This window comes from Rathayibacter sp. VKM Ac-2762 (assembly GCF_009866585.1).
Lineage (GTDB): Bacteria > Actinomycetota > Actinomycetes > Actinomycetales > Microbacteriaceae > Rathayibacter.
Genome location: NZ_CP047419.1, coordinates 1,545,332 through 1,562,234 on the forward strand (window position 1 = coordinate 1,545,332; position 16,903 = coordinate 1,562,234).

The following is a 16,903-nucleotide window of genomic DNA, read 5'->3' on the forward strand; positions in this document are numbered from 1 at the left end:
CATCCGCCGTGCGGCCGCGCCCGGACCCGTCACCACTGCGGCCTCCCCCGTCACCACTGCGGCGGGTGCCGCCTCTGCCAGCGCGCCCGCCGCTCGAGCTGCGCGCCGATCGCCAGCAGCGTCGCCTCGCCGCCGGGTCGCCCGATCAGCTGGACTCCCATCGGCAGGCCCTCCTCCGTGGTGCTCAGCGGAAGGGTGATCGCGGGGAGGCCGCTCACGTTCACGAAGGACGTGTACGGCGTGTAGAGGCACTGCTGCTCGAAATTGCGCTCGGGATCCTCGAGGTCGTACCAGCCGACGGGGCGCGGCGTCATCGCCAGCGTCGGCGTCAGGACCGCGTCGACGCCGGAGAACGCCGCGATCACCGCGCGCTCGTAGCCCGAGAGCCAGGACGCCGCCTCGACGATCTCGCGGGCGGAGCGCCGGCGTCCCTCCTCCACCAGCCAGCGGGTCAGCGGCTCCAGCAGATCGAGGTCCGCGCCCTCGACGGGCAGGGTCGCCGCGCCGCTCTGCCACAGCGTCCGGAACGCGGCGGGGTACGCGGCGCTCGGGGGCAGCGACGCCTCCTCGAGCCCGTGGCCGAGCGCGGCCAGCGCGGCGATCCCCTCGTCCAGCGCGGCGCGCGCCTCCGGAGCGAGAGCGATCTCGTACTCCTCGTCCCAGGGCGAGTCCGTCAGCACGCCGATCTGGAAGCGCCCCTCTCCGCGCACCGCGGCGCCGAGGAACGAGCCGTCGCCGTCACCGGGCGCGCCGAGCGACCAGCGCTGCGGAAGGCGGCCGTTCGTCCGCTCCAGCATGCCCTCGAGCAGGAGGCCCGCGTCGGCGACCGAGCGGGTGATCGGCCCGGCGACCGTCAGGCCGCCGACCCCGCCGATGCCGGAGAGCGCGGCGACACGTCCGCGGGAGGGCTTCAGTCCCACCAGGCCGCAGGCCGCGGCGGGGATGCGGATGGACCCGCCGCCGTCCGAGGCGGGGGCGAACGGCAGCAGTCCCGCGGCGACGGCGACCGCCGCTCCTCCGCTGGATCCGCCGGCCCCGAGGCGGGTGTCCCAGGGCGTGACGGCGGGTGGGCCGATCAGCGTCTCGGTGTAGGAGGGCATCCCGAACTCGGGCGCCGCGGTCTTGCCGAGGCTGACCGCTCCCGCCGCATCGAGCACCTCGACGATCTCGTCGGAGGCGGTGGGCACGTGGTGCTCGCGCAGCCGCGATCCGGATGCGGTCCGCACGCCCGCGCGCCGCCAGAGGTCCTTGTCGCCGCTCGGCAGGCCCCAGAGCGGAGCGGTTCCGGGCCCGGTGCCGAGCGCTGATGCCCGCTCCCGCGCCCGATCGGCGGTCACCGTGGCGAAGGCGCCCAGCTCCCCGTTCCAGCGCTCGATCCGGGCGAGGTAGTGATCGGCGAGCTCGAGAGGCGTGACCTCTCCGCGCTGCAGCCAGTCCCACTGCTCCTGGGCGCTGAGGTGGTGGAGTTCGAACATGGAACGACCCTATTCCGCCGCTCCGGGGAGCCGGCGGAACAGGGTCGTGGGGGTCAGGCCGCCCGGCGGCCGCTCTCGCTCGCCTCGTCGATGCCCTTCCGGGCGCCGTCGGGCACCACGGTGTCGCGGTCGATGCGGGCGCCGGTCGCGATCACGGCCGAGCGTCCGATGCGGGAGTAGCTCCCGATCCGCGCCCCCGGTCCGATGATCGCCTCGGGCCCGACGTGCACGTTCGCGCCGATGAAGGCGCTGTGCCCGATCATGGCGTCGCGGTCGACCCAGCTGCCCGCGCCGATCCAGGCGCGCTCGCCCACGGTCGCGCCGGGCTCCACGTAGGCGCCGGTCTCCACGTACGCGGTCGCCGAGACGCGCGATCCGGGAGCGACCATGCCGCGTCCGTTCGCGTGGCGGCGGTAGACGATCTCGTCGTCACTGCCGCGCGCCCCTCGACCCTTGTTCATCCCTGTTCCTGCCATCTGCCTCTGGCTCCTCCGAGCTGTCCGGTGGGCGGGGCGCCGAGCCCCGTCCCGTCATCGGTAGACAACAGCGGCGAGCGCCCGCGCATTCCCCGTTCGGGGGGCGCTGGCGCGGTGTGGAGGCGGGGCGGCGGGCGGGGCGGCGGGCGGAGCGGAGAGCGGGCGTCGGAGCGGACCCGCGCGGCCGTCCCCGGAGCGTCACTCCACCGCGTCGGCGACCGCGGTCACGACCGCGCGGAACCGGTCCGGCGCCTCGCGGATCCGCCGCCGGAGGAGGACCCCGGCGAGCGCCGACGAGGCGGGTGCGGCGACCAGCTCGCACTCGACCCGGGCCCCCTCCTCGTCCGCCAGGACCCGCCACTGCTCGACGCCGAGCACGGGGAGCCGGCGCTCGAGCCCGCTCCCCCGCCGCTCGTACGCGCCGTCGGCGGCGAGGACGTCCGCGAGGGCGGCGAGCACCGGGGCGGGGTCGGCGTGGAGGACGGAGGCGAGGGCGAGGATGCTGCGCACGGCGGCAGTCTCGCACGCCCCCGCGTCAGGAGCGGGCGTCGAGGACGCGCCGGAGCCAGTCGAACGACGCCTTGGGCACGCGGTCCCGGCTGCGCGTGTCGACGGCCACGAGCCCGTGCGGGCGGCTGTAGCCGTGCTGCCACTCGAACGCGTCGACCAGGGTCCAGAGCTGCACGGCTTCGACCGGCAGTCCGTCGTGGACGGCCTCGGCGAGAGCGGCCAGGTGCGCCCCGAGCCAGCGGATCCGCTCCGTGTCGACGATCGCACCCTCGCGATCGGGCTCGTCGGGGTAGCTCGCGCCGAGCGCGGTCACCACCAGCGGCGGCAGGGCGTCGCCGTAGCGCTCCACGAGGGACCGCAGCACCGAGACCACCGCCCAGGGTGCGACCGGCGAGCCGTCGCCCGTGCGGTCCAGCTCCGGCCAGGGCGCCGTGTGGAAGGGGAGCGCGGGAGGAGCGCCCACCCCGGTCGGCAGCGCCGGGTCGCGGCCCGCCACGATCCGCAGCGGCGGCAGCGGCGCGACCGCGTAGAAGTCGAGCGGAGCCGAGATGCGCGCGAGGTCGACCGGATCCGCCTGCGCGAGGGCGCCGAGGAACGGCGGCAGCTCCTCCGGTCCGACCGGGTAGGACCCGGTCAGCACGGCGTCGGCCACCAGGCGGTTCCGCAGGACGTCCGCCAGGGAGGCGAAGGCGCGGTCCCGGTCGTCGTCGGAGGCGGGCTCGACGGGCGCGAGCGCGTCGACCAGGCCGATCCTCCCGGTCACCTCCGCCGCCCGCAGCGCCTCCAGCGCCACACCGTGCCCGAGGAGCTGGTGGTGCAGCGCCGGCAGGGCGCTGAACAGCCGGCCGGCGCCCGGCGCCTGCCGCGCGAGCGCGTAGCCCTCGAGCATCACTGTCGACGGCTGGTCGAGGGTGATCCAGTCGGCGACCCGGTCGCCGAACCGCCCGCCGAGCTCGAAGGCGAGATCGCCGAACCGGAACGCGGTGTCGCGGTTCATCCAGCCGCCGCTGAGCGCCGACGGGGTGTCGCGGTGGTGCAGGGTCAGCGCGACCCGGATCCCCGTCTCGGCGAGCCCGTCGAGCAGGCGGTCGTAGAAGCCGAGCCCTCCGCGGTCGATCGGCCCGCGTCCGTCGGGCTGCAGCCGGGGCCACGAGACCGAGAGCCGGAGCTCGTCGACGCCGAGATCGACCAGCAGCGCGAGGTCCTCGCGCCAGCTCAGGAGGAAGTCCGTCGCGATCTCGGGAGTGGCCTCCTCGGCGATCGTCCCCCGTCGCAGCGCGAAGTCGTCCCACACCGACCGGCCCCGGCCGCCCGCCTCGAGGGAGCCCTCCGTCTGGAAGGCGCTCTGCGCCAGTCCGATGCGCAGGCCCGGCGGCAGGAGCCCGCCCAGCTCGCGCGGATCGTCGAAGCGCGCAGCCTCGACGCGCACCTCCCGCCGATCGCGCCCGCGGGCCTCGTCTTCGCGCATTGCACTGTCCTCCGGATCTGATCGACGGGTATATTCTCGCGGAAGCGCTCTCCCGGATCTCCCCGACTCCCCCGACCGACTGAGACGCCTCCTCCGGATGGTGTACATCCGGGAACAGTGGTGCGGCGCGCTTGACAGCTCCCCCCTGCCCCCGTGCAATGGACGCATCGTGAAATCGGGCGTCGACGTGGCAGTACCGGGGGGTTCACCGGTCGTGCCGGTGCCCCGACTCCGCCGATCCCCGCGGCGCACGGCCGCCTTGCTGCTGGTGCTCCTCGCGGCCGTCGCCTCCGTCTCCGGGCTGGCCGCGCCGGCCGCGCAGGCCGCCGCTCTCGCGATCACCGCTCCCTCCTCCGGCGCGGTCCTCAGCACGGGAGCGACGACGGTCACCGGCACGGCGACGGCCGGGGACCAGGTGCAGATCGGGCTCCGCGGCGGCGGCGACCCCCTCTGCATCACCACCGCGGGCCCCGACGGCGGCTGGAGCTGCGCCGTCTCCCTCGACGACGGGCCGGCGACCCTGGTCGCGGTGGAGCTCCTCGCCGGCGGCGGGACCACCTCGGCCTCCGTCCCGATCGCCGTCCTCAGCGCCCCCGTCATCGAGTCGGTCGACGGCTCGGCGACCTCCGCGGGCTCGGTCCGCGGCACGGCCTACCCCGGCGCGAGCGTCGCCGCGGTCTCGAACGGCGGCGCCGCGTGCCTGGCCACCGCCGACTCCGGCGGCGCGTGGTTCTGCCAGCTCGCCCCCACTCCGGCGCCGGGCAGCTACCGCGTCACCGCGACGCAGACCGCCTCCTTCGCCGGCAGCGCCGCCTCGCCGGCCAGCGCGCCGGTGACCCTCGTGGTCGACACCGCTGCTCCTGCCGCCCCCGCCCTCACCTCGCCGTCGAACGGCGCCGCCCTGCCGCTCAGCGGCGCGTCCTACTCCGGGACGGGCGTGGACGGCACTCGCGCCTACGTGTACGTGGACCGGGTCAACACCTGCGACGCGGCGGTCAGCGGAGGCGCCTGGAGCTGCACCGGCGGCACGATCACGGCGGGCGCGCACCGGGTCTCCGCCATCGCCGGGGACAGCGCCGGCAATTACAGCCCGCCGAGCCCCTGGATCGACGTGACCTTCGCGGCGGCGACGACCGCTCCCACCGGCACGCCCAGCGCGACGACGCCGGCCGCCCCCGGAGCCGCGCCCAGCGCGCCCGGGGCCGCCGGGTCTCCCGCTCCGAGCAGCGCGGCGCCGACCGCGTCCACGTCGCCCGTCCGCCCCGGGGAGGCCGCGCCCACGCCCGAGGACGAGCCGACCGCCGAGCCCACGGCAGCACCGGTCCCGGCTCCCGACCAGGACCCCGGTGACGCGCCGCCGCAGCCCGCCCCCGACGCCGGATCCGAGCCGGGCGGCTGGAGCTCGGCGACCGGGATGACCACCGCGCTGTCCGCCGGATCGCCCGTCGTCTCGATGGCCGACTGGATGCGCTCCCTCGCCCTCGCTCTGCTCTCGCTCGCCCTGGTCGTCGTGCCGGCCCGCCTCGCCGCGGCCGGGCGCGCGCCCCGTGCCGAACGCAGCTGGCACCTCACGGGCCGCAACCGCGCCGCCGTCGAGTACGACGACAAGCCGGACACCGGTCCCGCCTCGCCGCGCCTGATGGTCGTCGGGATGATCGGCTGCGCAGCCGGCCTCGTCCTGCTCTCGGGACGCGTCGACGGCCAGCCCGCCTACCTGCGCCTGCTGATCGCCGTCATCGTGGCCGTCGCCGTGGTCAACGCGGTCGCCGCCGCCGTCCCCGCGCTGGTCGGCCGGCGGATCGGCGTCAGCGGGATCGGCGTCGTCGCCGCTCCGCGCGCGCTGCTCCTGGTCGCGGCGGCCGCTCTCGTCTCGCGCTTCGCGGGACTGGACCCGGCGCTCCTCTTCGGCGTGGTGATCGGCCTCGTCCTCCCCGAGGGCGCATCCGCCGTCGACCGCGCGAAGCTCTCCACCGTCCGCGTCGTCTCGCTGCTGGGTCTCGCCGGACTCGCCTGGGGCGCCTCCGCCGTGGTCCCGCCCGACGGCTCGTTCGGCTCCGTGCTCGCCGCGGAGGTGCTCAGCGCGACCACGCTGATCTCGGTCGGCTCGAGCGTGGTGCTGCTGTTCCCGGTCGGGCGCCCCGCCGGCCGCAGCATCCTGCGCTGGTCCCCGCTGCTCTGGCTCGGGCTCACGCTCCTCGCGACGACCGTGCTGTTCGTGCTGCTCACCCCGACCATCGCGTCCTGGTCGACCGACGGCGGAGCGGGTCCGGTGCTCTTCGCCGTCGTCGCCTTCAGCGCGGTGTGCACGTCGATCTGGGCCTGGCGGCGCTTCGTCGAGTCGGAGTAGCCGGCCTCGGCCGCCCGCTCAGCCGATCGAGACGGGCCGGTCGAGGTCGTCGCCCGGCAGCACGTCGGCCACGGCGCCGACGGTCAGCTCGCGCAGCGTCGCGATGCCGCCGTAGACGCCGAGGAACGCGGTGTCGGCCGCGTCGCGTCCCGTCGCGATCCGCACGAGGCTCGACCGCGGCGCGAGCGTCGTCGCGTCGACCGCCCGCCACTCCCCCTCGATCCAGGCCTCCGCGACCGCGTGGAAGTCCATCGGCTGCAGTCCCGGCGCGTACACGGCCGCCAGTCGGGCGGGCACGTCCAGCGCCCGGAGGAGGGCGACGACGAGGTGCGCGAAGTCGCGGCAGACGCCGCGGCGGGCGAGCAGCGTCCGCTCGGCCCCGTCCGTCGGAAGGCTCGAGCCGGGGACGTACGCCAGCCGCGTGCCGACCCAGGAGCTCACCGCGTGCAGGAGGTCCGCCCCGGCCAGGCCGGCGAACTCGGCCCGGGCCGTCGCCCACAGCACGTCCGACTCGGCGTAGCGGCTCGGCCGCAGGTACCGCAGCCGGTCCACCTCGTCGCCCTCGAGCGGAGCGAGGCGTCCCAGGACGCGCGCGGAGTAGTCCACGACGAGGTGCCCGACCGGCGCGTCGAGCACGTGCAGCCGGGTGCCGTGCTGGTCGATCACCTCGCGAGCGGCGAGCGGGCGGCCGTCGACGGTGAGCGTCAGCGACTCCTCCGCCCCGTACGCGTCGGCCACCGCGATCGAGAGGACGAGGGCGGCCGGAGCCGCGACGTCGAGGGTCAGGTGGGCCGAGACGTCGCGCTGCATGGGGCTCTTCTCCGGGGCGTGGCGGGTGGGGGTCAGGCGCCCTGCTCGCCCTTCGGCGGCGGGGTGGGGGCGGCGTCCGGCTCCTGCACGAGCTGCAGCCCGCCGGACGAGTTCGCCGAGACGGTCAGCAAGTCGATCCAGGTGCGGTTGATCGAGGGGACCCGTCCGCCGAAGTACTTGAAGTAGAGGGGCACGGAGGGGTCGAGCCAGATGCTCGAGCGGCCGTCGCCGACCGCGGGGTCGTCCCGCCAGGAGAAGAAGAAGCTCTCGCGGCGGCGCAGCTTGTTGGCGATGACGATCTGGACGTGCGTGAGCGTGCGGTCGTCGAACTCGATCTCGACTCCCGAGGCTCCGTAGAGCAGCTTCCCCATGGGGGCCTCCCGGCCGCCCGTCGCCGGGCGGTGCATGACGGTGCCCGCGGGCACGAGAAGCGGGACCGTTCCGGCGCCCGCCGTGGACCGGGCGGCTCGCATCCGGACGTGGGCGCCCGGGCGCGGAACCGCCCGGTGACGACTCTAGGCGAGGCGGCGCGGGCGCGCGGGATCCTCGTCCGATTCCCGAACACCGGGCTCCTCCGGCCGGAAGGACGACCGGTCCGGAAGCGCACCCGGCGCCCTGTCGGATCCGGGCGAGACGCGCCGGGGCGCTGCCGCGCGCATGTCGGAGGTCGGACGTACGGTACCCGCATGATCGAATGCGCACTCTGCGGAACCGACGCCGTCGTCCTCGACCGCTCCGGCGGCCGCGACACCGAGGAGGAGCTCGTCGTGCTCTGCGCCGACTGCACCCCGGGCGAGATCACCCAGGCCCTCGAGGCCGGGCTGCTCGAGCCCGCTCGACGCAGCGCGCAGGCCCGCGCCGCCTAGAGAGCGGCACGTCGGACGGAGTGCCCCCACTGGGACTCGAACCCAGACTGAGACGATTTTAAGTCGTCTGCCTCTGCCGATTGGGCTATGGGGGCGACCACCGGGAGGAGCGACCCTCCCGGCGGCGATGTCAGGACTTGGCGGGCTCGCCGCCGACCGGGACCGGAGCACCGGCCTGGCCGGGGATCTGCGCCGGGGCCTGCGCGGCCGGAGCCTCGGCGGCCGGGGCCGCCGGACGCGGACGCGACGCGTAGGTCTCGAAGGAGCCGCGGGGGTACTCGCGGGCCTCGATCGAGGCGATGTCGCGGCCGAGCCAGAGGTTGTTCCACCAGCCCCAGACCACGCGGAACTTGCGCTCCCACGAGGGCATGGCGAGACCGTGGTAGCCGCGGTGCATCACCCAGGCGGGGAAGCCCTTCACGGCGATCTTGCCGGACTGGAACACGCCGATGCCGATGCCCAGGCCCGCGACCGCGCCGAGGTTCTTGTGCACGTAGTCGACCGGCTCCTCGCCGCGGAGCACCGCGGTGATGTTCTTGGCCATGAGCTTGCCCTGGCGGACGGCGTGCTGGGCGTTCGGCACGCAGAAGCCGCCGACGCCGCCGCCGGTGAGGTCGGGGACGGCCGTCGCGTCGCCGGCGCCCCAGGCGCCCTCGACGAGCACGTCGTCGTGGCCGACGCGGAGGTCGGCGCGCACGCGCAGGCGGCCGCGCTCCTCGATGGGCAGGTCGGAGTTCTTGATCGACGGGTTCGCCATGACGCCCGCGGTCCAGATGATGAGGTCCGACTCGAAGCTCTCGCCCGTCGACAGCTGGATGACGCCGTTCTCGGCCGACTTGAGCTGCGTGTCGAGGTGCACGGTGGCGCCGCGCTGGTCGAGGTTCTTCAGCACCCAGTGGCTCGTCTCGAGGGCGACCTCGGGCATGATCCGGCCCATCGCCTCGATGAGGTGGAACTGCGTCTCCTCGAAGTCGATCTCGGGGTAGCGCTTGAGCAGCGCGCTCGCGAAGGAGCGCAGCTCGGCGAAGACCTCGATGCCCGCGAACCCGCCGCCGACGACCGTGACGGTCAGCAGGCGCGAGCGCTCGGGGCCGGCGGGGAGCGACGCGGCCTTGTCGAAGTTCGTGAGCATGCGGTCGCGGATCGCGGTCGCCTCCTCGATCGTCTTCAGGCCGATCGCGTTGTCGGCGACGCCCGGGATCGGGAAGGTGCGCGAGACGGAGCCGGCGGTGACGACGATCTGGTCGTACTCGAACTCGTAGGGCTCGCCCACGGTCGGGGTGATCGTCGCGGTGCGGTTCGCGTGGTCGATCTTCGTCACCTTGGCGGCGAGGATCGCGGTCTTCTTGAGGTGGCGGCGGAGCGAGACGATCGCGTGGCGCGGCTCGATCGACCCCGCGGCGACCTCGGGGAGGAAGGGCAGGTACGCCATGTAGGGCAGCGGGTCGACGATCGTGACCTCTGCCTCGTGCGGGCGGAGCTGCTTCTCGAGCTTCCACGCGGTGTAGAAGCCGGCGTAGCCGCCTCCGACGATCAGGATTCTGGGCACGGTTGACTCTCCAAGAGGGATGGACAATGCGAACACCCTCACGCAATGCGAAGTGCCCGCTCTCGATGCGGTGGGCAGCACTGACCCCGACTGGGAATCAGCTTAGCGAAGAGCGCGCCGGTGGTGGCGCCTCCGTGGCTCCGGTAGGAGCGGCTACGCGTCGAGCGGCCTGCAGGCGCAGCGCTCGGGAGACCAGTCGGCGCGGGCCAGGGCCAGATCGCCGATCGGATTGACGCCGGGGCCCGCCGCGAGGGCGTGCGCGGCGAGGGCGTGGAGGCACTTCACCCGCGAGGGCATGCCCCCGGAGGAGATGCCCGCGATCTCGGGGACGGAGCCGACGCTCTCGCGGTCGGCCAGGAACGCCCGGTGCGCAGCGGCGTACGCCTCGCGCAGCTCCTCGTCCTCGGCGAGCATCGCGTTGTACTCGACCATGACCTGGGTGGCCTCGAGCTGCGAGATCGCGGCCGTCGCGGCGGGGTGGGTCAGGTAGTAGAAGGTGGGGAACGGCGTGCCGTCGGACAGGCGGGGGCTCGTGGAGACCACCGTCGGGTCGCCGCAGACGCAGCGGGCGCTGATCCCGACGACGTCCCGGGCGGGACGGCCCAGCTGGGCGGAGACGACCGCGATGTCGCGCTCGGACGGCGGATCGAAGGGGGGCGTGGTCACGGGGGCTCCAGAGGACGGACGGCCGGGAGGACGCTCCAGTGTACGCGGGGCCGGGCGGGAGCGACGGGTAGGGCGGGAGCTACGGAGTCGGTGTCAGCTCATCGGCGGTCGGCTCGCCGAGGCCCGAGACCGCGATCGAGGACAGCAGGGAGCCGGCCCAGTCGCTCGGGGTCTCCTGCACCGTGTCGCTCGCGGGCTGCTGCGCCTGCTGGGCGAGCGTCACGTCGTCGAGCACGAGGTAGCTCACCTCGCCGGGCATCACGAAGTACAGCCGCTCGCGGGCCTGCGCGCGGATGAACGCCGGGTCGGACCAGCGGGTGCGCTGCTCGTCGAGGTTCTGCGCCTGGGTCTTGGCCGCGTCGACCGAGCGCTGCAGCTCGGCGATCTCGGCGCGCTGCTCGACGAAGTTCTTGATGCTCGGGGCGAGCACGACCACCGCGAGGATCATGATCCCCATCACCAGCAGCGTGAAGCCCGAGCCGCGGACGCCGGCGATCCACGCGGACGAGGGCGGAGCGGGCGGCTGCTTCGGGCGGGGGGTGCGCGGGGCGGACGCGGCACGGGGCGCGGAGGGCGTGCGGGAGCCGGAGGCTCCTCGCTTCTTCCCGGCGGACGTCGTGCCGGCGGCCGGTCGCGCGGGCCTCTCGGGCACCGGGGCGGGCGCGGGCCGGCGGGGTGCGCTCCCGGGAGCGGAGGGGCGGCGGGGCGGACGGGCCATGGGCGGGTGCCTCCTCGATCGCGGCGGGGGAAGTGGAGCGGCCCCGGCGCCCGCACCGAGGTGCTGGGCTCCGGGGCCGGTCCGGCGTGCCGAGACTACGCGGAGAAGCGCGGGAAGGCGGAGCGACCCGCGTAGGTCGCCGCACCTCCCAGGATCTCCTCGATGCGCAGCAGCTGGTTGTACTTCGCGACGCGGTCCGAGCGGGCCGGGGCGCCGGTCTTGATCTGGCCGCCGTCCACCGCGACCGCGAGGTCGGCGATGGTGGTGTCCTCGGTCTCGCCGGAGCGGTGCGAGAGGATCGCGGTCATGCCGTTGCGCTGGGCGAGGGCCACGGCGTCGAGCGTCTCGGTGAGCGTGCCGATCTGGTTCACCTTGACCAGGATCGAGTTGCCGGCCTTCTCGGCGATGCCGCGGGCGAGGCGCACCGGGTTGGTGACGTACAGGTCGTCTCCGACGAGCTGCACCTTGTCGCCGATGGCCGCGGTGAGGTGGGTCCAGCCGGCCCAGTCGTCCTCGTCCAGCGGGTCCTCGATCGAGACCAGCGGGTAGTTGGCGACGAGGTCGGCGTAGTAGGAGGAGAGCTCCTCGGCCGAGAGCTTCTTGCCCTCGAACGTGTAGGCGCCGTCCTCGTAGAACTCCGAGGAGGCGACGTCGAGCGCGAGCCCGATGTCCTTGCCGGGGGTGAAGCCGGCGGCCTCGACGGCCTTGAGGATGAAGTCGAGCGCCTCGCGGTTGGTGGGCAGGTCGGGGGCGAAGCCGCCCTCGTCGCCGAGGCCGGTGGCGAAGCCGGCCTTCTTCAGCTGCGCCTTGAGCGCGTGGTAGATCTCGACGCCCCAGCGCAGGCCCTCGGAGAAGGACTCGGCGCCGAGCGGGACGGCCATGAACTCCTGGATGTCGACGCCGGTGTCGGCGTGCGCGCCTCCGTTGATGATGTTCATCAGCGGCACGGGCAGGGTGTGCGCGTTCGGGCCGCCGACGTAGCGGAACAGGTCGAGGTCCGACGACTGCGCGGCGGCCTTGGCCACGGCGAGGCTGACGCCGAGGATCGCGTTCGCGCCCAGGCGGGACTTGTTCTCGGTGCCGTCGAGCTCGATCAGCTCGGCGTCGACGAGGCGCTGGTCGGTGGCGTCGAAGCCCTCGATGGCCGGGCCGATCTCGTCGATGACGGCGTCGACGGCCTTCTGCACGCCCTTGCCGAGGTAGCGGTCGGAGTCGCCGTCGCGGAGCTCGTACGCCTCGAACGCGCCGGTGGAGGCGCCGGACGGGACGGCCGCTCGCGAGGACGCGCCGTCCTCGAGCAGGACCTCGACCTCGACCGTGGGGTTGCCACGGGAGTCCAGAATTTCTCGGGCGACGACTGCCTCGATAAGGGCCACAACTATCTCCTCTTGACGGGTGGGCTCCCGGAGACGGGAGCGGTCGGGAAGGAGTCTACTGACCGCCTCCGAAGCGCAGGAGACCGCGGCCGGTCGTAGACTCCCAGGGCCCGATCGCCGGACGGCCCGGGCGCACCCGCCGACCCGGAGGTTCCCCGTGACCACGACCGCCGCCGACCACGTCGACCGTCTCACCGCCGTCGTCCCGGACTTCCCGAGCCCGGGCATCCTGTTCCGCGACCTCACGCCGGTCTTCGGCGACGGCGAGGCCCTGCGGGCGGTGGCCGACGCGCTGATCGAGCCCTACCGCGGCCGGATCGACGCGATCGCGGGCGTGGAGGCGCGCGGCTTCCTGCTCGCCGCGGCGGCCGCCTACTCGGCGGGTCTCGGCGTCGTCACCATCCGCAAGCCCGGCAAGCTCCCGCGGGCCGTGCTGCGCGAGCAGGCGACCCTCGAGTACGGCGAGACGATGCTGGAGGTGCACGAGGACGCGGCGCCCCGCGGCTCGCGGCTGCTGCTGGTCGACGACGTGCTGGCGACCGGGGGCACGCTCGACGCGAGCCGCCGCCTGATCGAGCGCGCAGGGTGGAGCCTCGAGGGGATCGCGGTGGTCATGGAGCTCGACGGGCTCGGGGGCCGCGAGGTGCTGGCCGGCCACCGCGTCGACGCGATCGTCACCGTCTGACCGGGCCCCGTCGCTCCGCTCCCCCTGCCCTCCCCTTCCCGCGAGACGCCACCCGGGTATGCGACCCACCGGGCGAGCCGCACTCGAGTGGCGTCCCGCGGAAGGGGGAAAGCGACGGGGTCAGGTGAGGGAGAGGGACATCCGGGAGAGGACGAAGGTCTCGAGCACCTGCACGAGCATGTAGAGCACGAGCGAGACGCCGGTCACGAGCACGACCGCCGACCAGACGTCCGCGAACCGGGCCTGGGCGGACCAGGCGTTGATCGCCCCGCCGATGCCCGCACCGGTGGAGAGCCACTCGGCGAGCAGCGCGCCCGTGATCGCTCCGGGCACCGAGATGCGGATCGCGGCGAAGAGCGAGGGCAGCGAGCCGGGGATGGCCACCTTGCGGATCGCGGTGAGAGTGCTGCCGCCGTAGACCGCGACCACGTCGAGCATCTGCGGGGAGGCGTTGTTGAGGCCGAAGGCGATCGTCACCAGCGCGGGGAACAGGACGACGATCCCGCCGATGACCGCGACCGAGGCGATCGAGCCGGTCCCGAAGACCAGGATGATCAGCGGCGCCATCGCGATCAGCGGCACCGAGCGCAGCAGCATCGCGAACGGCATCAGCGCGTGCTCGATGCCCTTCGACAGGCGGAACAGGATCGCGCCGAGGATCGCCACGACCAGGCCGGCCGCGAAGCCGATCAGTGCGTCGCCCATGGTCACGGCGAAGAGGCCGCCCAGCTCGGCGCGGTGCTCCGCGGCCTTCGCATCGGTCACCAGGTGCTGCCAGACGTCCCACGGGCCCTTGACCACGTAGGGCGAGACCCCGCTGAAGAGGACCACGCCGATCCAGATCGCCAGCACGATCACGATCGTCGACAGGGCGACGAGCAGGCTCTTGCGCAGGCTCTTGAGAGTCGCGCCGAGGGCGGCCGTGCGCAGCTGGCGGCGCAGCTCGTCGACCGCGAGGATCGACGTGGCCGTGGACTGCTCCGTGCGGTCGGGAACGGTGGTCGTCATGGTCATGCCCGCTTTCCGGAGGACCAGGGCGCGATGAGGCGCCCGATCAGTCCGACGATGCCGTAGCCGAGGAGCGCGACGCCCGCGCAGAGGAGGAAGAGCGCCCAGACGCGGGGCGAGTTCAGCGAGACCTGCGCCGCGACCAGGATCGGGCCCACGCCCGTCTCGATCTTGCCGAAGTACTCGCCGAGGATCGCGCCGAGGAAGGCCGCGGGCACCGCGATCTGCAGCGCCGACAGGATGTTGGGCAGCGCCGCGATCAGACGCACCTTGCGCAGCTGGGTGAAGCGCGAGCCCCCGTAGACCGTGACGACGTCGAGCGCCGCCTTGTCGGCCGCCTTCAGCCCGAGGAGGCTGCCGACGACCGTGGTGAAGAACACCGAGAGGCCGGCCAGGAAGATCGCCGTCGCGCTCGCCTTCCCGGGAGCGTCCGCACCACCGAGGATCAGCAGCACGATCGCTCCGATGGCGACGATCGGCACGCAGTAGGTGATGACCGCGAGCTGCGAGACGACCCCCTCCAGCCAGGGCAGGACCAGCACGAGCGCCGAGAGCACCAGCGCGAGGAGGTTGCCCCAGAAGTAGCCGACGGCCGCCTCGCCGATCGTGACGGAGAAGTTGCGCCAGTAGAAGCCGGCGCCGTCCTCCATCGCGGTCTGCACGACCTGCACGGGAGTGGGGACGGGCGCGTAGGTCGCGGCGCCGGTGGGCGCGGTGACGAGCGCCACGATCCACCAGACGGCGACGATCGCGGCGACGCCGATCAGCCCGGTGAGCCACGGAGGCAGGGACAGGGCGCGGCGCGGGGCCGCGGGGAGCGTGGTGGCCACGGTGCCTCCTAGACGCGGTCGTCCGCGGCCGCGCCGCCGTCGCCGAACAGCAGCTCGGAGGCCTGGTCGACGTAGGCGTGGAACTCGGGGGTGCGCTGCATCTCGGGGGTGCGCGGGCGGGGGAGGTCGATGTCGATGATCTCCTTCACCCGTCCCGGGCGCGGGCTCATCACCGCGACGCGGTCCGAGAGGAAGATCGCCTCCGAGATGCCGTGCGTGACGAGGAGCGTCGTGGCGGGCTTCTCGGTCCAGATCCGCAGCAGCTCGAGGTTGAGCTTCTGCCGCGTCATGTCGTCGAGGGCGCCGAACGGCTCGTCGAGCAGCAGGACCTCGGGCTTGAGGATCAGGCACCGCGCGATCGACACGCGCTGGCGCATGCCGCCCGAGAGCTGGGCCGGCTTGGCCTTCTCGAAGCCGCGGAGGCCGACGAGGTCGATCAGCTCGTCGATGTAGGACTGGTCGACGCTCTTGCCCGCGATCTCGAACGGCAGGCGGATGTTCGCCATCACGCTGCGCCACGGCAGGAGCGCGTGGTCCTGGAAGGCGATGCCGAGCTTGTTGTCGCGGCGCAGCTCCTGGGGGGTCCGGCCGTCGACCCGGATGGAGCCGGACGTCGGCTCCTCCAGTCCCGCGAGGATGCGCAGGATGGTCGACTTGCCGCACCCCGACGGGCCGAGCAGGGCGAGGAAGCTGCCCTGGTCGGTGTGGAGATCGGTGTCCTGCAGCGCCGCGACGCTGCGCGAGCCCATCCGGAACGTCTTCGACAGGCCGTGGATCTGGATGCCGGTGCCGCCGGCACCCTGGTCGCGCAGGGTGCCGGCGTCGGTCGTGTCGGTCACGAGTGGTGCCCTTCGTGGATCAGGATCAGGCCGCGTACTTCAGCAGCTCGGGGTTCTCCTCGTAGACCTCGTCGAGGAGGGTCAGATCGAAGAGGTCCTCGGCCGTGACGTCGATCCCGGCGCCCGCGAGGGACGCGATGGTCTCGGACTGCAGCGTCTCGGAGATGGTGAAGAGGCCGTTCGAGACCGTCTCGTCCGAGACGACCAGTTCCTCGGCCTGGATGGTGGCGCCCTTCTTGGAGGACTCCTCGTTGAGGCCGAGGTCCTTGCCGTAGTTCTCGACGGCGAGCATCGCGCCCGCCTCCGGGTCGTTGACCGCGTCGGTCCAGCCCTTGATCTCGGCGACGAGGAACGCCTTCAGAGCGTCGCGCTTCTCGGCGATCGCCTGCTCCGACACCGAGAAGGTCTCGGCGACGAAGGGGAGGCCGTTGTCGGCGAAGGGCAGGTTGACGACCTCGTAGCCCTCGGCCGCGACCGTGATGGCCTCGTTCGTCAGGTAGGCGATGAAGCCGTCGACGGTGCCGTTGACGAGGACGGAGGGGTCGTACTCGACGGGGACGACCGTGAGGTCGGACTCGGAGAGGCCGTTCGCGGCGAGCAGCGCCTGGAACAGGGACGTGTTCGAGGCCTGGACGCCGATCTTCTTCCCGGCGAGGTCGGCCGGAGTGGCGATGTTCCCGGCGGTCTTGATCGAGAGGACCGTGAAGGGGTTCTTCTGGTAGGTCGCGCCGATGATCTTGAGCGGGGCCTCCTGCTGGGCGATCGCGGTGCCGATCGAGACGGCGTCGCTGAGCGCGACGTCCGCGCTGCCCGAGAGGAGCTCGGCCACGCCCGTCGAGGGGCCGGGGGTGAGCGTCACTCCTGCCAGGCCGGCCTCGGTGAAGTAGCCCTTCGAGTCGGCGAAGAACTCGCCCGCGAACTCCTCGTTCTTGATCCAGGAGAGCTGGACCTTGAGGGTGCCGAGGTCGCCGCCGTCCGCGGCGGACGCGCCGGAGGAGTCGGAGGCGCAGGAAGCGAGGACGGAGGCGCCGCCGATCGCGAGGCCGGCGACACCCGCCAGGCGGAGGAGGCTGCGGCGGTCGAAGGCCGGGAGGGAGCGGAGGGGCGACAGGGTCAAGGGGACTCCTCGGGTGGGGATCGTCAGGGCTGCTGCGGTGCGGTGCGCGGGGTCGCGACGGGGTGCCCGTGCAGGCGCGCCAAGCCGCGCCGATCGGGTGCCTCGACGCTATCCGGGGGAGATTTCTCGGGTGTGTCCGCAGATTTCGCGAGTATTAAGGCTC

Annotated in this window: 17 protein-coding genes and 1 tRNA gene; 3 read left to right on the plus strand and 15 right to left on the minus strand. The window is 73.5% G+C overall.

Translation table 11 applies throughout. From position 1 onward, the window contains the following. Positions 1-50: 50 nt before the first annotated feature. The 4 genes from GTU71_RS07320 to GTU71_RS07335 form a co-directional block, all read right to left on the minus strand. The gene (locus GTU71_RS07320) at positions 51-1,475 is read right to left on the minus strand and encodes an amidase (protein WP_159939566.1); all 1,425 of its coding nucleotides are present in this window, start codon (positions 1,473-1,475) and stop codon (positions 51-53) included. A 53-nt stretch (positions 1,476-1,528) separates the two neighbouring features. Beyond that, a complete protein-coding gene (locus tag GTU71_RS07325) occupies positions 1,529-1,951 on the minus strand; it encodes a transferase (protein ID WP_104225025.1) in 423 nt (140 codons plus the stop codon). Positions 1,952-2,149: 198 nt separating this feature from the next. After that, positions 2,150-2,461: a hypothetical protein gene (locus GTU71_RS07330; RefSeq protein WP_104250106.1), complete on the minus strand. Its 312-nt coding sequence runs from the start codon at positions 2,459-2,461 to the stop codon at positions 2,150-2,152. A gap of 25 nt (positions 2,462-2,486) precedes the next feature. Next, complete coding sequence (locus GTU71_RS07335; protein ID WP_159939567.1) at positions 2,487-3,929, minus strand: family 1 glycosylhydrolase; 1,443 nt, start codon at positions 3,927-3,929, stop codon at positions 2,487-2,489. 220 nt (positions 3,930-4,149) lie between these two features. On the opposite strand from GTU71_RS07335, the gene GTU71_RS07340 reads away from it, so the two are divergent. After that, complete coding sequence (locus tag GTU71_RS07340; protein WP_159939568.1) at positions 4,150-6,276, plus strand: hypothetical protein; 2,127 nt, start codon at positions 4,150-4,152, stop codon at positions 6,274-6,276. Positions 6,277-6,294: 18 nt separating this feature from the next. Here GTU71_RS07340 and GTU71_RS07345 read toward each other — a convergent pair whose 3' ends face one another. Together GTU71_RS07345 and GTU71_RS07350 are read right to left on the minus strand one after the other, a co-directional pair. Continuing rightward, positions 6,295-7,086, minus strand: a complete 792-nt coding sequence (locus GTU71_RS07345; protein WP_159939569.1) for a transglutaminase family protein — start codon at positions 7,084-7,086, stop codon at positions 6,295-6,297. A gap of 32 nt (positions 7,087-7,118) precedes the next feature. Then, a complete protein-coding gene (locus GTU71_RS07350) occupies positions 7,119-7,457 on the minus strand; it encodes an ATP-dependent DNA ligase (RefSeq protein WP_068211888.1) in 339 nt (112 codons plus the stop codon). Positions 7,458-7,772: 315 nt separating this feature from the next. Here GTU71_RS07350 and GTU71_RS07355 point away from each other — a divergent pair, with 315 nt between their 5' ends. Further along, the gene (locus tag GTU71_RS07355) at positions 7,773-7,952 is read left to right on the plus strand and encodes a hypothetical protein (protein WP_159939570.1); all 180 of its coding nucleotides are present in this window, start codon (positions 7,773-7,775) and stop codon (positions 7,950-7,952) included. A gap of 21 nt (positions 7,953-7,973) precedes the next feature. Here the strand turns inward: GTU71_RS07355 and GTU71_RS07360 are convergent. The 5 genes from GTU71_RS07360 to eno all read right to left on the minus strand — a co-directional run bounded on the left by GTU71_RS07360 (position 7,974) and on the right by eno (position 12,261). Further along, positions 7,974-8,047, minus strand: a tRNA-Leu gene (locus GTU71_RS07360). A gap of 35 nt (positions 8,048-8,082) precedes the next feature. Next, on the minus strand, positions 8,083-9,501 hold the full coding sequence (locus GTU71_RS07365; protein ID WP_104225019.1) for an NAD(P)/FAD-dependent oxidoreductase: 1,419 nt from the start codon (positions 9,499-9,501) through the stop codon (positions 8,083-8,085). A 153-nt stretch (positions 9,502-9,654) separates the two neighbouring features. Continuing rightward, positions 9,655-10,167 carry a DUF501 domain-containing protein gene (locus GTU71_RS07370; protein WP_104227430.1) on the minus strand — a complete coding sequence of 171 codons (513 nt, stop codon included), beginning with the start codon at positions 10,165-10,167 and terminating at the stop codon, positions 9,655-9,657. Between the two features lie 79 nt (positions 10,168-10,246). Continuing rightward, positions 10,247-10,885 carry a septum formation initiator family protein gene (locus GTU71_RS16415; protein WP_244229607.1) on the minus strand — a complete coding sequence of 213 codons (639 nt, stop codon included), beginning with the start codon at positions 10,883-10,885 and terminating at the stop codon, positions 10,247-10,249. 95 nt (positions 10,886-10,980) lie between these two features. Next, the gene (eno, locus tag GTU71_RS07380; RefSeq protein WP_104222361.1) at positions 10,981-12,261 is read right to left on the minus strand and encodes a phosphopyruvate hydratase; all 1,281 of its coding nucleotides are present in this window, start codon (positions 12,259-12,261) and stop codon (positions 10,981-10,983) included. Positions 12,262-12,418: 157 nt separating this feature from the next. Between eno and GTU71_RS07385 the strand changes: the two genes are divergently transcribed. Next, positions 12,419-12,946, plus strand: coding sequence for an adenine phosphoribosyltransferase (locus GTU71_RS07385; RefSeq protein ID WP_104222360.1), 528 nt, complete (start codon positions 12,419-12,421; stop codon positions 12,944-12,946). A gap of 120 nt (positions 12,947-13,066) precedes the next feature. Here the strand turns inward: GTU71_RS07385 and GTU71_RS07390 are convergent, their stop codons facing one another. The 4 genes from GTU71_RS07390 to GTU71_RS07405 form a co-directional block, all read right to left on the minus strand. Continuing rightward, the gene (locus GTU71_RS07390) at positions 13,067-13,954 is read right to left on the minus strand and encodes an ABC transporter permease subunit (protein WP_244230660.1); all 888 of its coding nucleotides are present in this window, start codon (positions 13,952-13,954) and stop codon (positions 13,067-13,069) included. A 2-nt stretch (positions 13,955-13,956) separates the two neighbouring features. Further along, positions 13,957-14,784 (minus strand): ABC transporter permease subunit, encoded by an 828-nt coding sequence (locus GTU71_RS07395; protein ID WP_244229606.1) that lies wholly within the window; start codon positions 14,782-14,784, stop codon positions 13,957-13,959. An 8-nt stretch (positions 14,785-14,792) separates the two neighbouring features. Further along, a complete protein-coding gene (locus GTU71_RS07400) occupies positions 14,793-15,533 on the minus strand; it encodes an ABC transporter ATP-binding protein (protein ID WP_104222373.1) in 741 nt (246 codons plus the stop codon). 115 nt (positions 15,534-15,648) lie between these two features. Then, positions 15,649-16,740 carry an ABC transporter substrate-binding protein gene (locus GTU71_RS07405; protein ID WP_244230661.1) on the minus strand — a complete coding sequence of 364 codons (1,092 nt, stop codon included), beginning with the start codon at positions 16,738-16,740 and terminating at the stop codon, positions 15,649-15,651. Between the last annotated feature and the right edge of the window lie 163 nt (positions 16,741-16,903).

Coding starts and splice junctions, on each gene's coding strand:
- GTU71_RS07320 (WP_159939566.1), bottom strand. CDS start 1,475: ATGTTCGAACTCCACCACCTCAGCGCCCAGGAGCAGTGGGACTGGCTG.
- GTU71_RS07325 (WP_104225025.1), bottom strand. CDS start 1,951: ATGGCAGGAACAGGGATGAACAAGGGTCGAGGGGCGCGCGGCAGTGAC.
- GTU71_RS07335 (WP_159939567.1), bottom strand. CDS start 3,929: ATGCGCGAAGACGAGGCCCGCGGGCGCGATCGGCGGGAGGTGCGCGTC.
- GTU71_RS07345 (WP_159939569.1), bottom strand. CDS start 7,086: ATGCAGCGCGACGTCTCGGCCCACCTGACCCTCGACGTCGCGGCTCCG.
- GTU71_RS07350 (WP_068211888.1), bottom strand. CDS start 7,457: ATGGGGAAGCTGCTCTACGGAGCCTCGGGAGTCGAGATCGAGTTCGAC.
- GTU71_RS07355 (WP_159939570.1), top strand. CDS start 7,773: ATGATCGAATGCGCACTCTGCGGAACCGACGCCGTCGTCCTCGACCGC.
- GTU71_RS16415 (WP_244229607.1), bottom strand. CDS start 10,885: ATGGCCCGTCCGCCCCGCCGCCCCTCCGCTCCCGGGAGCGCACCCCGC.
- GTU71_RS07390 (WP_244230660.1), bottom strand. CDS start 13,954: ATGACGACCACCGTTCCCGACCGCACGGAGCAGTCCACGGCCACGTCG.
- GTU71_RS07400 (WP_104222373.1), bottom strand. CDS start 15,533: ATGGGCTCGCGCAGCGTCGCGGCGCTGCAGGACACCGATCTCCACACC.